The organism is Alteromonas sp. 4NH20-0104, assembly GCF_057547795.1.
This window is the reverse complement of the sequence record NZ_BAAJLP010000004.1, coordinates 194,110-207,259: the sequence shown is the minus strand read 5'-3', so window position 1 is coordinate 207,259 and position 13,150 is coordinate 194,110. Positions and strand designations below refer to the sequence as shown.

The following is a 13,150-nucleotide window of genomic DNA, read 5'->3' as shown; positions in this document are numbered from 1 at the left end:
GCATTAAATCGCTCGCAAGCTCGCTGGGACGCTAACACATGGGCTGCGTCACTTCGTTCCTAATTTTAGCCCATGTGTTATCGCCCTTTATGCGGGTGATATGCGCCGTTGTCATTTCTCATGTGTTTAGTACGCCGGTAGCAGGTTAGGGCAAGGCAGTTTCAATAGGTTGTATTGGTACCTGCCGCTTTCAGTTTTCAAAACTGCTTTATCAACACTTATTCGTTTTAACCTGGTAACACCAGCATTCGGCACGGTCAGTTTTGCTAGCCCGCTCACTTATCATGCAGTAGTTTTATCATCTGGCTTTTCGCCCAGGGTTGTTTTAAGGTAATTGTTTTTATTTAAATCAACAGTTTGTTGTGGCGGGCGGTTGCGGCAAAGCCGCGTAGGGCAAGTGTCTCGCAGGCATAACAAATGTTTGTGCCGCCAAATTAGGGCGTTAGGCGTCGGGTTGTACCGCGTTGCGCAATGCGCTGCACTTCTTTCATGATTAAGTCATTTAAACATAAGGGCCTGAAGCTGTTTTTCGAAAAAGGAAAACTTCAGACATACAAACTAAGCACGCGAAAAAGCTTCGCATGCAGTTAGCTGCTATTCACACCGCGCTAGATATTGATGAGATCAATTTGCCGGGCTTCTCTCTACACCAACTTAAAGGAGAAAGGTCAAACATTTGGTCGATATCTGTCAACGGTAACTGGAGAGTAACTTTCGAGTTCACGGATGGTAATGCTTACATCTTAAATTACGAGGATTATCACGAATGAATATGCATAACCCACCACATCCCGGTGAATTTATTGAGTCCATTTACATGGAGCCACACGGCATAAGTTGCAGGACACTTGCAACCCATCTTGGTGTGGCCGCTTCTACAATAAATCGTGTCGTTAAGGGAAAAAGTGCAGTAACGCCAGAAATGGCATTAAGGCTATCAAAGGTATTAGGGCGCAGCCCTGAGAGTTGGCTTAGTATGCAAGACAACTATGAACTTTGGCAGGCAAAGCAAAACATCAACTTAGATAACGTGCAGCCAATAGATCTGCATGCCGCCTAATAATCACATTAAGCCGCTCGCACGCTCGTTGGGACAGTAACTCGTGGGCTCTGTCGCTTCGCTCCGATTTTAGCCCACGTGTTACTGTCCCTTATGTAGGCGTTAGCTGCCACGAACGAAGTTATGCACAACATTCTGTACATGTGATTATTTTCAAGCTAGACTTGTACTATATCCTGTACAAGTGAGGTGCAAAATGAGAATTGTCTCTTTTACTGAAGCCCGAAATGGTCTAAAAGCCGTCTTGGACAATGTTATTAACGATGCGGATACTACTGTAATCACTCGTCGTGATTCTGAAGATGCTGTTGTAATGTCATTGGATTACTACAACAGCCTTATGGAAACTGTACATTTACTCCGCTCACCAGCGAACGCTGAACACTTAAATCGTTCAATTGCGCAGTTTAAAATGGGTCAAACGGCTCAGCGAGATCTTATAGATGACTAAAAGGTTGTTATCATGGACTGATGAAGCCTGGAACAGTTACGTTTATTGGCAGACTCAAGACAAGAAAACCTTGAAACGCATTAATAAATTAATTACCGATGTTCAGCGTTCTCCGTTTGAGGGAATTGGCAAACCGGAAGCTCTTAAAGAAAATCTTTCAGGCTTCTGGTCTCGCAGAATAGATGATACTAATCGTTTAGTATACGCCGTGGATGATACGGCAATTATTGTTATTTCGTGTCGCTACCATTATTAGTAGGTGGCAGCTAACAATCAAATGTTGGGAACACAAACACGCGGGCTCTGCTGCGCAGTGTAGCCCACGCGTTTGTGCCGCCAAATTAGGGCGTTAGTAGCCACTAGTATTTATATCTTTATGCCATTCAACATTGATCAAAAACTTATATTTGCAGCTCGTGGAAGAAACCTCGAATTAGTAAAAGAGAGACTTGCTGAAGGCGGCAATATCAATCACCAAGATCCTATGCATGGTTCAGCACTTATTGCTGCGATCAACAATGATGATGTAAGTCTGATTCATTATTTGATTGAAAATGGAGTAGACGTTAATGCTGAGAGTAAATATGGTGTAGTACCCATCGAAGTCGCACTTCATCATTCCACAGATGAGGTCGTCAGACTTTTGGCTTGGTCTGGGGCTAGGATAAAAAGTAGAGTTAGGCCACATTGGCAAGAGCGTTTGGAGTCATGTTTACGTGGCAACTAACAATCAAATTAAGTCGTGCGCCAGGGCGCACTGGGACGCATACACGCGGGCAGCTTGGCCATTATAGCCTGCCTGTTTGTGCCCCATATATAGAAGTTAGGCTTCTTGGAGACCTATGAGGTTGGAACCAAATTACACAGACTATACCAGAGAAGAATTAGAAGAAGCTTTATCTTCAATTGATCGAGCTGCATTCCCTGAGCGCACACTTAAAGTCAAAAATGAAATAGCTAAACGAATAAACGAAAATCAAACAACGTGTAAATTAGTTACTCCGCCATACCGCTGGACATCCACTGGAAGGAATATTTTCTTTTTACTTTTTTTCTGCATCCTAACGGTTCTGGGCTTTTCGGGGTACTTAAGCGGAAAAAGTGAAGGGCTCATCCTGCTTGTAATTGGATTTATTCTATCTACAATTTATGCGATAAACGTGTTTAGAAAAAATGATTGGGTTCAAATTGATGAATCAGGTGTCATGTATCAAAACATTCTAGGTTACAAATGCTTATGCTGGGATGAAATTGCTGCATGTAGAATTCGCTATTTGAAATACACGAAGTCGGCAATTTTGATATGCGTAGCGGGTGGAGAACATCCTTTACCAGTTACAGGCCGTAATGCGAAAGAAGTAAATGAAGTAGTAAATGCCAAACTACGAGGCAAAAAAGCCTAACAAAAAAATTATGGCGCCAGCCTGTTTGTGCCCCATATTTAGGCGTTAGCTGTTCAATCAACAAGGAGTTTTATTTTGAACATTTATTTTCCATTTCTTTTTGCCTTTATGGCAGTATTTTTTCTATACATCGGGATTAAAGTTATAGCATCAGAGAAACCTTTGTTGCTGCCATCAAAAGTATTCTTTGTATTTATGGTGTTAGCTTTTTCACCTCAGTTAATTATGTCGTTTGAAATTCATTCTTCTTCCACAGGTGATATTGGCTTAATGTCATACATTAGCCCGCTAATGTTTGTAGTTCTCTTAGGTTTTTTCTGGATTCAAATGAAAGGCTATATGGCTATAGGAATATCTGATGATTCATTTAGAAATTCATTACATTACGCATTGAATCAAAACAATATTCAATTTGAAGAGCAGCTTTCATTAATTAAACTGACAGATATCAATGCTGATCTACAAGTATCGGTTCAAAGCTGGGTTGGTACTGGTCAATTAAAATTAAAGAAATCCAAAGATAAGTACTTATTGGCTAAGTTAGTTTCAAGTATCAATGAGTATTTTATATCTAACTCTGTTAAGCCTAATAATACGACATCAATTTTTTATATTGTAATGGGGCTTTTTATGTTGGTTTTTTCTGGTTCTTTCTATTTTCTAGTCTAGTGATAGGAACAGCTAACAAGCTAATTAATAAGGACAAAAAAAGTTGGCTGTTTTCGTTCCTCAACATTTTAGCCAACAATGTTTTGTCCATTATTAGGGCGTTAGGTGCTTGGAGTAAATTTGAAGCTACTTTTCAAGATATTGATCGTAATTGCATTAGAAATCGCGCTTCTTTATCCAATCACATCAATGTTTGGTACATGCGCTACATATCCCCTGGAAGATTTATTTTTTGCCATTTATTGGCCTGGGGCGCAATGGTTACTCTATCAGGGGTTCAGTTATTTTTGGGCGACGTTTTTTGTTGTAGCAATTCCAAATAATATAATTTTTGGTTTGGTAATATTGCTGTTTACAAGATCGAAAATGAAGTTAAAGACGGTTGTATAAGGTGATGTCTTGCATAAAGCAGCACCATACAAACCAAGTCAGCGGGGCGTTATGTTTTTAAATGAAAGGATTCAACTAATGAGTAAGGAAAAATATTTTAAAATAGCAATTGCAATAAGCGTACTAACTTCTGCATCATTTTATTTCTTAACAGGTAGCTATTCCGGTGATATTGCTGATGCGATGGAGTGGCATGGGTTCGGCTCAACTGTTCCACTCTGGTATCAAGAAATTACGTCTATTTTATGGATTATCATTCCTTTACTTACCCTAAGCTTTAATTCAAAAGCCAGGACGCTTTACGCACTTTTAGTCGGACTTGCGTTATGTAGTTCTTTGTTTTCTGGTGTAGCGGCATACACATCAACTGAAATGTTTTTATTGCAGGCGAGTCTTATAGCAGATGGCGTTGCACTAACGCTGTCATATTCGGTATTAGGCCATAGATTTGCACAAGCAAGAACAGAGGTTGTATCTGCATAAAAACATAACAAACAACTATTGTCGATCACTGCGATCGTTGTGACACAAACACGTAGGCTCCCTTCGCTTCGCTCAGTATTTTAGCCTACGTATTTGTGCCCCAAAGTTGGGTGTTATGTGCCAAATAAGGAATTTAGGATTAAATGGATAAGAGCAGTAACAGTTTAGTTTTCCCATTCGATTTTTTATCGGACACTTCACAGAACAGAGTTATCTACCTTTTGGGTACCATTGCTATTTCAACCATACCTGCCTTAGTAATTTCATTTTTAATTTTCACGTTTTTCCCTGAGGCTGAGCCCCCTCCGCTTCCGGAAAGTGCCATTACATTGTTCTTCAATGTAGTTATTTTTGCTCCTCTTATTGAAACGCTACTTTTATGGCTGGGTATTTCTATTATTAAAAGATTTACGTCCTCGACTTGGAGCATAGCTCTCGTTTCTGCATTTATATGGGGTGTATTTCACTCACTTGGTGCCCTTGGACATGGATTTACCATCTTTTGGTCATTCGTCGTGTTTTCCTTCGCGTTTGTTGTTTGGTATGAAAAATCGAGGAACTTAGCATTAGGAATGTGTATGGCCATCCACGCAGGTCAAAATTTCATAGCTTTTTTATTAATGCAAATTCTGTGAAATTTTTAGTTCGAAGCAAGCTCATAACAAGGCGCTCATGAGGGATGCAAGCATGACGCGCCTCCGGCATTATAGCGCTATATTAGTGCCCTTAGTGTTATGTGCTTAAGGTAGGGAAGCATTATGAACCTTTTATCAAAGTACAAATTTTACGGTTTCCTTTATGGCTTTATTGCTGGATTTTTTGGCTGTCTTGTCGTAATAACTTCGATAAGCACATCAGGTAAGGTGCCTATCACAGAAATCTTAATGAATGGCTTTTGGACTGGGATTGTCGTCGGGTTTGTAGGGTGGCTATATTTGGGGTTATCGGCTTCGGGTATGGCTTCGGGATCATATGGAACTGGTCATGCGGGGGGATTCACATTCCAGCGGTGACAGCGATGGAGGTGGTGGTGATTAGTCGCAACGCACATAACAAAAAATACATGTCGCTCGCAGGCTGGCTGGGACAAAAACAGACAGGCGGATTCGCCGTTGTTATCTGCCTGTTTGTGCCCCATATTTAGGTGTTATGCACTAGAAGGAGATTTACGGAAAGTGAGTTTTTTAAACGGTTTTTATTATCACGTACTCTCCTTTATTGCTTTAACCTGCTTTGCGTCTTCGGTCTGTGCAAATAGCTGCTATACCACCGACGATATGGTAAATGAATGGAATCAAAAATATGGTGAAGAAGTTCAGATAATAGCAACAGAAAAGGACGGCGAATTCCTTGTTGAAGCTTCATTCCCGCTTAAACTGGGAGAATCAGAGTTTGAAGATATTTGGTTATTTAAGGGAAAACCTGTCTTTGATGCAACTTTAATTGATTACGACTTTTCCGTATCTATCGCGCCTTGGAAAAAAGAAAATGGCTATGGTCATATTTATTATACGGTTAAGTCATATCTTGCTAGCGAGAATTACCTTTCCATTTCGTATGGAGAAAATTGTGGTATGTATATCCAATTCCCGGTTATTTTTACCACACAATAAAGGGCGCTTGTATTATCAACTGCGCGCATTAACTCGCTCGCAGGTTCGCTGAGACATAAACACGCGGGCTGCTTCGCATTATAGTCTATGCGTTTGTGCCGCAAATTGGAGCATTAGCTCTACAAGGAGGTCGTTTTGGCATTTGACATGTATTCAGGTACGAAAAAGGAATCAATTGCTCACTATGAAGAATTTATCTTTTCTTATGTCAATCAAGCTGATGAATTTTCTGAATTAAAGCGGATATGCGAAAGCTATTATCGGGATCCCAAACTAACTCCGGCGCAATCAAATAAAATCGTACATGAGTTAATCCATATAAAAACGCTTTTACAAAATAATCACGAACAAAAAATAGTTGATCGTTTTTTACTGTTTTTTAGTTATTCCTACCTACATAATGAAAGTGTTCTTTGTGAGAGTGATTAATAAACATAACAAAATGTTGGCTAGCCCTTAGCGTCAAGGAAATTTTTATGAACAAGGACTTAGTTTTAAAACAAATTTCTTTCTTTTTTAGCGGTGCTGTGGTGCCGGCGAGTTTATTTGTGGCTTTTAATACACTCGTATTGGGTCACTGCGATCCCAAATTTGGTTGTGCCGGAACCCTTGGGTTCTTGTTTAAGATCAGTATTGTGCCCATAGCTTTGGCAAGCAGCATTGCCCTGGCTGTTGCGATATATGTTCTTGGTAAGACTAAAAGCTATCATAAAGGTCTGCTTTTTGTTTTTGGCGCCGTAATGAGTTTGTTTAACCTTGTTTCATTCAGGTTGGCCCAAGACATTGGGTTTTCACTAACTATAGCTGTCATACTAGCCACAACAGTAATTTTATTTGCTGGATTAAGCAGGCTAAATATAACAACGCGCTCAGATGAGAGGAATAAATAGCGCGGCTTTGCCATCATAGTGCTATGAATCAGCCATTAGCTATATGTCAGCCGCCACAGGGAATTAAGTACATGGAACCAAATTATTCCAAATATTCGACCTCGGAATTAGAACAGACTTTGCAATCGATTGATCAAAGCGCTTTTCCAGAAAGAACAGCAGAAATAGAGCAAGAATGAAGCTCTCGCCAAACGGAAGTGAAATCTGATTCAGCAGCAAAAAATGAAGCTTTTGAAGCGAATGAACAATTTTATAGATGCCCCAATTGTGAAGTGAAAATTGGCTTTTTTTCTAAAACGGCCAATAAATGGGGTAAGGTCAAAAATTGCCCTGATTGTGGCGAACCTTTCACTACAACCATAAAGTTTAAGGTTTTCATACTTGCATTTTTTCCGATGTTTATTATCCATCTCTTTTTGCTTAAACCAATAGTCCTGGCCTTAGGTTTAAACAAATCCATTAGTATTGGAATAATGTGCGGGATCATCACTGTGTTATCTATGCGTTTTAAGAGAGTCAACGTGGGTGCTGGCACTTAACCAAAAAAATTATGTTGCGCCCAGGCATGCTGGGATAAAAACAGGCTGGCAACTTCGGAGTTGAATTCGCGGTAAAAATACCCACGTTTTTTCGTTGCCGGATTAGGGCGTTAAGGTTTTAGGAGACATTGATGGTTATCAGAGCGCTGGAAGAGAAGGACCTTGAAGCTGTAAGTGCAATTTGCATGAGCGCTTTTTTTAATTCTGTTGCAGGCACATTGACTGATGAAGGGGTGGCAACATTTTCGAAAATCGCTGCGTGCGACGCATTCTTCGACAGAATGAAAGGTGATACCGTGATGTTGGTTGCTGAGAGCGGCGAAATTATCGAAGGCGATATCGAGTTAAAAGAAAGCAGGCATGTAGCGATGTTTTTTATTCGTCCTGAACGCCAGAAGAGTGGCATAGGAAGAAAACTGCTTTCATCCGTTTTGAGTCATGCAAGTGGCGAAACGGTAACTGTCAGCGCGTCACTATCTTCAGTAGCCGCTTATGAAAAGTACGGGTTTGAGTGCACCGGCGGGGTAGGCGAGTCGGCAGGTTTAGTATATCAACCTATGGAGCTCAAGTTTAACAAGGCAATGCACGCGAAAAGCGCTTAGCTGCGGCATTATATGCAAAGGATGTTCATGCTCAGGTTCTTAGTGGTTAGCTCTATTCTGTTGGTCGCAAACTTTTCTGTTCACGCCAAGGCGTGTGATATTGGGGGCGTTTGGGATCACTCAGCTAAGCCTGCAAGATTATTAGTCGACGTAAACAAAGCACAGATCACTGTCTATTCCCACGATAATAATTCTAAAGCAGTTGGGTTAGTTGTTTTAAATGCGCTAAAACCAACATCAGATTCGTTGCTATGGGATGCGCAGATGTATAGTGCAGCAGAAGACTCGTTTGTTGATGTTCAAATAGCCACAAAAGATTGTAGTCAGTTGACCGTTAGTTTTAACGGTGAAGTGGTTTTAAAACTTGTCAGGTAATTATGCTTATAGTTAAGCGTTATATTTAAAGGATAGACGTTGAATTTTGTATGTAGTTTCAGGGCAGTCGCCTGGTTATACATTGTATTTGGAAGCTTCGCGGTTTTAACGGGCGTAGCTTACGTTGCCATTGCAATGACCCAAGGCGGTGGCGATCCGGCCGGTGCGGCTATACAAGCGTTACTGGCTTTGGCCCTTGTTATCTCAAGCTGCTATTTTCTGAAAAAAGTACCCGTGGCCTTAACGGCCTTAAGAATTCTAACCGGATTACTAATAGTGTTTTTGCTGTATAACCACGCCAATTCGGGCTATCAAAACAATACTGGCAGCTGGATCGGGTTAATGCTCTATATCGTTCCGCTGTGTTTTATTCTGTTTAAGCTCAACTCTTCGGGTGCTAAGCTCTTCATGGAAAGTGATGAAATATAAGGGTTTCTTGAGTCGTTTCGCTCTGAGTTTTTGGCTTTGTGTATCGCCCTTAAACAAGGGGGCAGGTTTCCTTATAAATTGGTGGTTGTAGTAAAAGGATATGAAGATGAAAAAGGCAATAAGTGCATTCCTGCTTGTGTTATTACTTGGGTGCGGCCAGGGAGTCGAGTTTGGAAATATGACGACTGTGGATATGCCTGAGAACTGGACGGAAGAAGAAGGGCAGGCGTTTCTGGAAAAAATTGACCAACGAAAACTGCAATTTGCTGTTGTAAGACAATTCCCTGCACTAAAAGAACGAGAGGTTAACTACCGCATTCTCCCTACTGTGTTTACTCCCTACGGGGATAAAGAGAAGTACTTTAAGTATCGGGTTGTTGCCACGTCAACTGATGGCTGGGAGAAAACCACAGCGCTTGAGGAATTCATTGCTGCTTATCTAACCACTCTGATTAGCAACAAGAACGACATTAATCCAATGGTGTTTGTTGATTTGCCTGCAGGCGTTAATGAACAGGAAGCAAACAAACTCCTTCATTCGCTCAACTGGGCTGTGATCCAATCTAAGATTGCTGAAATGTATCCAGGCCTATCACCTGAGACTACTCACTTCAAGATGCTTCCCGTTGCGCTGAGCCCTCTTGATCCCCATGACAGGCAAGTCAAAATTCATGTGATGGTACTCACTGAGGCTACCCTGGATGTGGAATATGATATTGAGCTGATCATTGCTGAACAGTTAAAGCTGCAGTTACCAAAAACCTAACAAAAAAGGATAGTGCACTCAGGTGGCGCCGCCACTATTGCCTGCCTGCAGGTGCCCAATGCCAAAAAGTGAAGAGCTAAGGAAGATTAGAAATGGACGTTATTTTTGAACTGAAAAACGAACCGGAATGGGCAAATGAAATCAATGATGACATAAAGGCATCCTTTCCTGAGTATTTTGCAACAAACCCGTTGATTGGTAGTGAAGCGTGGTGGGAATCCATTGATGAGGATGTTATTAACGGCAAAATTACCCATGTCGGTAATTTCATTGAAGATGGTGAAGTTGTTGATATCGTATCCATTTTACCGTTGGACGAAGATTTTAACGGCGATGGTGCTTACTCGGTTGGCCAACCCGAGTTTAGCGTTCTGCGTGAAGATTTCTGGTTAAATGATGTCGTTAAACCTGAGGCTCTGGTTCAGATAAAATCAGTCACAGTGCGTCCAACAGGAGAGCTGGATGAACATTCTGTGTATATAGAAACTCAGGTAGGCGTAAGCTAATGTGCCTAACATTGAACTGTTTGGGCCACAGGGGCGGCAACCTGCAGAACCACTTTGCCGTTATCGTTTTCGGCCGTTATGATAAAGTTACTAGTAAGGAGATTTAGCCTAATGAAAGGGAAGTTCTTAGCCGTCGTTTTTCTTTTGTTTGGTTGGCAATATACCGCGCTAGCATCCGCAACAACCACGCAGCCATCCTTATCCGAACTGGAACAAACGGTTAACCGGCTCTATTCTAAAATACGAAGCCTGGAAAGTGCTCAGGCGGACACAGATACCGAGGTTTCAAAACTTCAGGAAGCTATTAAAAGCAATGGGCTGGCAGTGGTCTTGTTTGCGTTTTTTTGTGCCTGGTGGGCCAAAACAACCGGGCGCAGTGTGCTAGGCTGGTTCTTATTAGGGCTAATTTTCCATGTGTTAACGGCAATTGCGTTGTTGATTAAAACCGAACATAGGGAATAACAACCCAGGAATGAAGCATAAACCGGTAGGTTGAAAATAAGCCTGCATAATTGTGTTTACTTCGGTGGTACCGATTAAAAGGATTTATACATGATGCGATATTTACTGGTAATGGTTCCCATTATTATGGGGTGTGTGGAACTCTCATCTCGCGAATCTACCGGCATGGGGTGGCTCCTTATAGGTATTGGGGTATTCTTTTTGCTAGCCCAATTCACAGGCCTGTTTACCCAAGCCCAGGCGGGTAACGCCAATTTTGATTGGTTTAGCGGTTTCGTCTTTTTGTTTTTCGCTGCGATGGCTTTTAAAGAATACTCTATGGGCTATCAGCAACACGATTTACTGCGCGGCATTGGGTTTACGCTGCTTGGTTTAAGCTCCGTGGACGTAGTGATGGCGAGAGCACTTGCAAAAGCAGACTCAACTTCACTCCAGGGCGTAAAGAGAGTCATTAGCGCCAGGTTTCAAACTGCTATGAGATTTACCGGCCTGGGTTTTTGTGGGGCGTCTTTAGTCGTAGCCTTAAGTTGATGTAGGAAAATAAGTACGATTATCAGGAGAAGTTTTATGACTAAGCAGCATAAAGCCATGAATACCAAATCTGAGGACCACCTTGAACTCATTAAAATGCAAACTGAGTTCGCTTTAATTGAGTCAATGCTGCGTTCAAAAACGCTGAGTGCCATGGTTTTGGTGGGCGTAGTGTTATTTGCGGCCTTCGGCTATTTTCTTTTCCGCATGGCAGGCGCGTAGGGTCGTTTACCGGTTGTGTTGTTGCTTCTTTCAACAATGAATGTTGATGAAAGCATAAGCGCAATGCTACTGTTATTGGTGTGAAGGGTTTCACAGGTAATGGCTAAATTTATAAGGATATAAAATGGAAAACATCTACCCACACAACAACGAGTCTACTATAAACCTAGCAAAGGCGGCGTTAATGCTGTCACTTTCCGTCCTTTTTATGGGGGCCAGCTGTTACCTCAATTTAAGCTACATCCTGGAATTGGAAAGGTTTTCTCTTTCTGTTCAAGAAAAATATGTCGTTGCGATTATGTCTTCAATTGGGCTGCCTTTATTGTTGTTAATTGTCACTCAACTTTGGTTGGAATATCGCGGTTTAAAAAATGCTATTCGTTCAGTTTTGGGGGGGGCAGTGATAACTCTGCTTGGATGCGTACCTATCGCCTTTGCTGCCATTGAAGGGGCTTTAGCGTAAGTGCAATATAAACGCACTAACATTCGCTATGCTCGTTAGAGACAAAAATACGTAGGCTCCCTTCGCTCCGTATTATAGCCTGCTAGCTTATGCCCCTATGTGGGGCGTTAGTTCCCAATAGGTAGCCGAATTTTCAAAGAAATGAATTTGAGTTTAGTAACCGTAGAACTACCTGAATCGGTCTATTGGCCTTTAAAAATTCTATTTTGTGTGGCCGCTGCTTATGTTTTTTATCAAATCATGGCAGACATAAACGATGGCTTCGTTATTCGAAGAGGTGTTGTATATTCCTTAGAATCAGAACCTCGAAGCTTTTATATTAATATTATAAAACGGTTTGTTATTTTCGCGGTATTAGTTTGGTTTGGCACATCAGGAACCCGCAAAAAGGTGATACCCAGCAGTGGCAACTAACAAAAAATTTTGTCGCCCGCAGGCGGGCTGGGACAACCTGGTGATATTAGTCTAAAAGGTATTAGGCAGAATTAATGAGACAATCCCTACGAGACAAAATGGTACAGGTATGTAATGCCAAAATATTAGCCAAAGGCGATAACGTTGGACTTTCTTTTTACGCGTTCTTTTCTAATAAAAATGATGATCCTGAATTGCTAATGGAAGCTGCTACCTGGTGGATTCAAACGCACCAACTAGATCATTTTGTAAAAGCTCGTATTGTTAGAGATATGGTAGATAGCGGGTTGTAGCATTGTTTATGCGGCTTATCCGTCGCCGGTGGCTTTAATGTGGATGTTTAGCCTAGAGAGGTGCTGCATTAAAGAGGGGATTTGAGGCACCTGTAAACCGATTATTTTAGGGAAATGTTATGGACGTCGTGAAGGTCAGTCGGCAAGATTATCCGACTCTTATTGACCTGTGGGAGGCTTCGGTGCGAGCCACACACCACTTTTTACCTGAGCAGTATATTGCACAACTTAAACCTCTTATTTTACAGCATTACTTTGATGCAGTGGCGTTACGCGGTGTGAAGCTGCGCAATGAGCTAGCCGGATTTATTGGCGTGGCCGCAGGTAACATTGAAATGCTGTTTGTAAGCCCCGGGTACTTTGGTAACGGGGTAGGGCGGGCACTGGTCGAGTATGCAATAAATGAACTGGAGGCCGGTAAAGTGGATGTGAATGAGCAAAATCCACAAGCCATTGGCTTTTATGAACGGCTGGGATTTAAACGCATAGGGCGTTCAGCACTGGATAGCCAGGGTAACCCGTTTCCACTTATTCATATGGCTATTAAGGCTGCTCAATAGTTAAGCGTTTTAATTATGGCTCGTGCTCT

General features: G+C 41.7%; 23 protein-coding genes and 1 pseudogene. All 24 read left to right on the top strand.

Annotation, left to right across the window (positions count from 1 at the left end; translation table 11 throughout):
* Positions 1–489 precede the first annotated feature (489 nt).
* The 24 genes and pseudogenes from AC27IB_RS04790 (at position 490) to AC27IB_RS04675 (ending at position 13,121) form a co-directional block, all read left to right on the top strand.
* A pseudogene (locus tag AC27IB_RS04790) lies at positions 490–770 on the top strand (type II toxin-antitoxin system RelE/ParE family toxin).
* Positions 767–1,060 carry a HigA family addiction module antitoxin gene (locus tag AC27IB_RS04785; RefSeq protein WP_487119276.1) on the top strand — a complete coding sequence of 98 codons (294 nt, stop codon included), beginning with the start codon at positions 767–769 and terminating at the stop codon, positions 1,058–1,060. Before AC27IB_RS04790 ends, AC27IB_RS04785 begins: the two are co-directional and overlap by 4 nt.
* A gap of 196 nt (positions 1,061–1,256) precedes the next feature.
* The gene (locus tag AC27IB_RS04780; protein ID WP_487119274.1) at positions 1,257–1,511 is read left to right on the top strand and encodes a type II toxin-antitoxin system Phd/YefM family antitoxin; all 255 of its coding nucleotides are present in this window, start codon (positions 1,257–1,259) and stop codon (positions 1,509–1,511) included.
* Positions 1,504–1,767 (top strand): Txe/YoeB family addiction module toxin, encoded by a 264-nt coding sequence (locus tag AC27IB_RS04775; protein WP_487119272.1) that lies wholly within the window; start codon positions 1,504–1,506, stop codon positions 1,765–1,767. Before AC27IB_RS04780 ends, AC27IB_RS04775 begins: the two co-directional genes overlap by 8 nt.
* 120 nt (positions 1,768–1,887) lie before the next feature.
* Positions 1,888–2,238: an ankyrin repeat domain-containing protein gene (locus AC27IB_RS04770; RefSeq protein WP_487119270.1), complete on the top strand. Its 351-nt coding sequence runs from the start codon at positions 1,888–1,890 to the stop codon at positions 2,236–2,238.
* A 115-nt stretch (positions 2,239–2,353) separates the two neighbouring features.
* Positions 2,354–2,914, top strand: coding sequence for a DUF443 domain-containing protein (locus tag AC27IB_RS04765; RefSeq protein WP_487119268.1), 561 nt, complete (start codon positions 2,354–2,356; stop codon positions 2,912–2,914).
* Positions 2,915–2,989: 75 nt separating this feature from the next.
* Positions 2,990–3,583, top strand: a complete 594-nt coding sequence (locus tag AC27IB_RS04760) for a hypothetical protein (protein ID WP_487119266.1) — start codon at positions 2,990–2,992, stop codon at positions 3,581–3,583.
* 399 nt (positions 3,584–3,982) lie between these two features.
* Complete coding sequence (locus AC27IB_RS04755) at positions 3,983–4,456, top strand: hypothetical protein (RefSeq protein ID WP_487119264.1); 474 nt, start codon at positions 3,983–3,985, stop codon at positions 4,454–4,456.
* 143 nt (positions 4,457–4,599) lie between these two features.
* Complete coding sequence (locus tag AC27IB_RS04750) at positions 4,600–5,091, top strand: CPBP family glutamic-type intramembrane protease (RefSeq protein WP_296047687.1); 492 nt, start codon at positions 4,600–4,602, stop codon at positions 5,089–5,091.
* Between the two features lie 540 nt (positions 5,092–5,631).
* The gene (locus tag AC27IB_RS04745; RefSeq protein ID WP_487119262.1) at positions 5,632–6,069 is read left to right on the top strand and encodes a hypothetical protein; all 438 of its coding nucleotides are present in this window, start codon (positions 5,632–5,634) and stop codon (positions 6,067–6,069) included.
* Positions 6,070–6,204: 135 nt separating this feature from the next.
* On the top strand, positions 6,205–6,498 hold the full coding sequence (locus AC27IB_RS04740; protein ID WP_487119260.1) for a hypothetical protein: 294 nt from the start codon (positions 6,205–6,207) through the stop codon (positions 6,496–6,498).
* Positions 6,499–6,545: 47 nt separating this feature from the next.
* Positions 6,546–6,959, top strand: a complete 414-nt coding sequence (locus tag AC27IB_RS04735) for a hypothetical protein (RefSeq protein ID WP_487119258.1) — start codon at positions 6,546–6,548, stop codon at positions 6,957–6,959.
* Between the two features lie 197 nt (positions 6,960–7,156).
* Positions 7,157–7,498, top strand: coding sequence for a hypothetical protein (locus tag AC27IB_RS04730; RefSeq protein WP_487119256.1), 342 nt, complete (start codon positions 7,157–7,159; stop codon positions 7,496–7,498).
* 131 nt (positions 7,499–7,629) lie between these two features.
* Positions 7,630–8,100, top strand: coding sequence for a GNAT family N-acetyltransferase (locus AC27IB_RS04725; RefSeq protein ID WP_487119254.1), 471 nt, complete (start codon positions 7,630–7,632; stop codon positions 8,098–8,100).
* Positions 8,101–8,127: 27 nt separating this feature from the next.
* Entirely contained in the window at positions 8,128–8,475 is a 348-nt protein-coding gene (locus AC27IB_RS04720) for a hypothetical protein (protein WP_487119252.1), read from the top strand.
* 39 nt (positions 8,476–8,514) lie between these two features.
* Positions 8,515–8,904 (top strand): hypothetical protein, encoded by a 390-nt coding sequence (locus tag AC27IB_RS04715; protein ID WP_487119250.1) that lies wholly within the window; start codon positions 8,515–8,517, stop codon positions 8,902–8,904.
* Positions 8,905–9,010: 106 nt separating this feature from the next.
* Complete coding sequence (locus AC27IB_RS04710) at positions 9,011–9,670, top strand: hypothetical protein (protein WP_487119248.1); 660 nt, start codon at positions 9,011–9,013, stop codon at positions 9,668–9,670.
* Between the two features lie 92 nt (positions 9,671–9,762).
* Positions 9,763–10,176, top strand: a complete 414-nt coding sequence (locus AC27IB_RS04705; RefSeq protein WP_296047707.1) for a hypothetical protein — start codon at positions 9,763–9,765, stop codon at positions 10,174–10,176.
* Positions 10,177–10,287: 111 nt separating this feature from the next.
* On the top strand, positions 10,288–10,638 hold the full coding sequence (locus tag AC27IB_RS04700; RefSeq protein ID WP_296047709.1) for a hypothetical protein: 351 nt from the start codon (positions 10,288–10,290) through the stop codon (positions 10,636–10,638).
* A gap of 90 nt (positions 10,639–10,728) precedes the next feature.
* The gene (locus AC27IB_RS04695) at positions 10,729–11,169 is read left to right on the top strand and encodes a hypothetical protein (RefSeq protein WP_296047710.1); all 441 of its coding nucleotides are present in this window, start codon (positions 10,729–10,731) and stop codon (positions 11,167–11,169) included.
* 36 nt (positions 11,170–11,205) lie between these two features.
* On the top strand, positions 11,206–11,391 hold the full coding sequence (locus AC27IB_RS04690; protein WP_296047712.1) for a hypothetical protein: 186 nt from the start codon (positions 11,206–11,208) through the stop codon (positions 11,389–11,391).
* A 124-nt stretch (positions 11,392–11,515) separates the two neighbouring features.
* Positions 11,516–11,854, top strand: a complete 339-nt coding sequence (locus AC27IB_RS04685; protein WP_296047716.1) for a hypothetical protein — start codon at positions 11,516–11,518, stop codon at positions 11,852–11,854.
* A gap of 488 nt (positions 11,855–12,342) precedes the next feature.
* Positions 12,343–12,561, top strand: coding sequence for a DUF6500 family protein (locus AC27IB_RS04680; protein ID WP_296047718.1), 219 nt, complete (start codon positions 12,343–12,345; stop codon positions 12,559–12,561).
* Positions 12,562–12,680: 119 nt separating this feature from the next.
* Entirely contained in the window at positions 12,681–13,121 is a 441-nt protein-coding gene (locus tag AC27IB_RS04675; RefSeq protein ID WP_296047720.1) for a GNAT family N-acetyltransferase, read from the top strand.
* Positions 13,122–13,150: the final 29 nt, after the last annotated feature.

Bases quoted from the DNA above. Each gene is read 5' to 3' on its own strand.
- AC27IB_RS04785 (WP_487119276.1), top strand. From the start codon at position 767: ATGAATATGCATAACCCACCACATCCCGGTGAATTTATTGAGTCCATT.
- AC27IB_RS04780 (WP_487119274.1), top strand. From the start codon at position 1,257: ATGAGAATTGTCTCTTTTACTGAAGCCCGAAATGGTCTAAAAGCCGTC.
- AC27IB_RS04775 (WP_487119272.1), top strand. From the start codon at position 1,504: ATGACTAAAAGGTTGTTATCATGGACTGATGAAGCCTGGAACAGTTAC.
- AC27IB_RS04770 (WP_487119270.1), top strand. From the start codon at position 1,888: ATGCCATTCAACATTGATCAAAAACTTATATTTGCAGCTCGTGGAAGA.
- AC27IB_RS04765 (WP_487119268.1), top strand. From the start codon at position 2,354: ATGAGGTTGGAACCAAATTACACAGACTATACCAGAGAAGAATTAGAA.
- AC27IB_RS04750 (WP_296047687.1), top strand. From the start codon at position 4,600: ATGGATAAGAGCAGTAACAGTTTAGTTTTCCCATTCGATTTTTTATCG.
- AC27IB_RS04735 (WP_487119258.1), top strand. From the start codon at position 6,546: ATGAACAAGGACTTAGTTTTAAAACAAATTTCTTTCTTTTTTAGCGGT.
- AC27IB_RS04725 (WP_487119254.1), top strand. From the start codon at position 7,630: ATGGTTATCAGAGCGCTGGAAGAGAAGGACCTTGAAGCTGTAAGTGCA.
- AC27IB_RS04720 (WP_487119252.1), top strand. From the start codon at position 8,128: ATGCTCAGGTTCTTAGTGGTTAGCTCTATTCTGTTGGTCGCAAACTTT.
- AC27IB_RS04710 (WP_487119248.1), top strand. From the start codon at position 9,011: ATGAAAAAGGCAATAAGTGCATTCCTGCTTGTGTTATTACTTGGGTGC.
- AC27IB_RS04705 (WP_296047707.1), top strand. From the start codon at position 9,763: ATGGACGTTATTTTTGAACTGAAAAACGAACCGGAATGGGCAAATGAA.
- AC27IB_RS04700 (WP_296047709.1), top strand. From the start codon at position 10,288: ATGAAAGGGAAGTTCTTAGCCGTCGTTTTTCTTTTGTTTGGTTGGCAA.
- AC27IB_RS04695 (WP_296047710.1), top strand. From the start codon at position 10,729: ATGATGCGATATTTACTGGTAATGGTTCCCATTATTATGGGGTGTGTG.
- AC27IB_RS04690 (WP_296047712.1), top strand. From the start codon at position 11,206: ATGACTAAGCAGCATAAAGCCATGAATACCAAATCTGAGGACCACCTT.
- AC27IB_RS04685 (WP_296047716.1), top strand. From the start codon at position 11,516: ATGGAAAACATCTACCCACACAACAACGAGTCTACTATAAACCTAGCA.
- AC27IB_RS04680 (WP_296047718.1), top strand. From the start codon at position 12,343: ATGAGACAATCCCTACGAGACAAAATGGTACAGGTATGTAATGCCAAA.
- AC27IB_RS04675 (WP_296047720.1), top strand. From the start codon at position 12,681: ATGGACGTCGTGAAGGTCAGTCGGCAAGATTATCCGACTCTTATTGAC.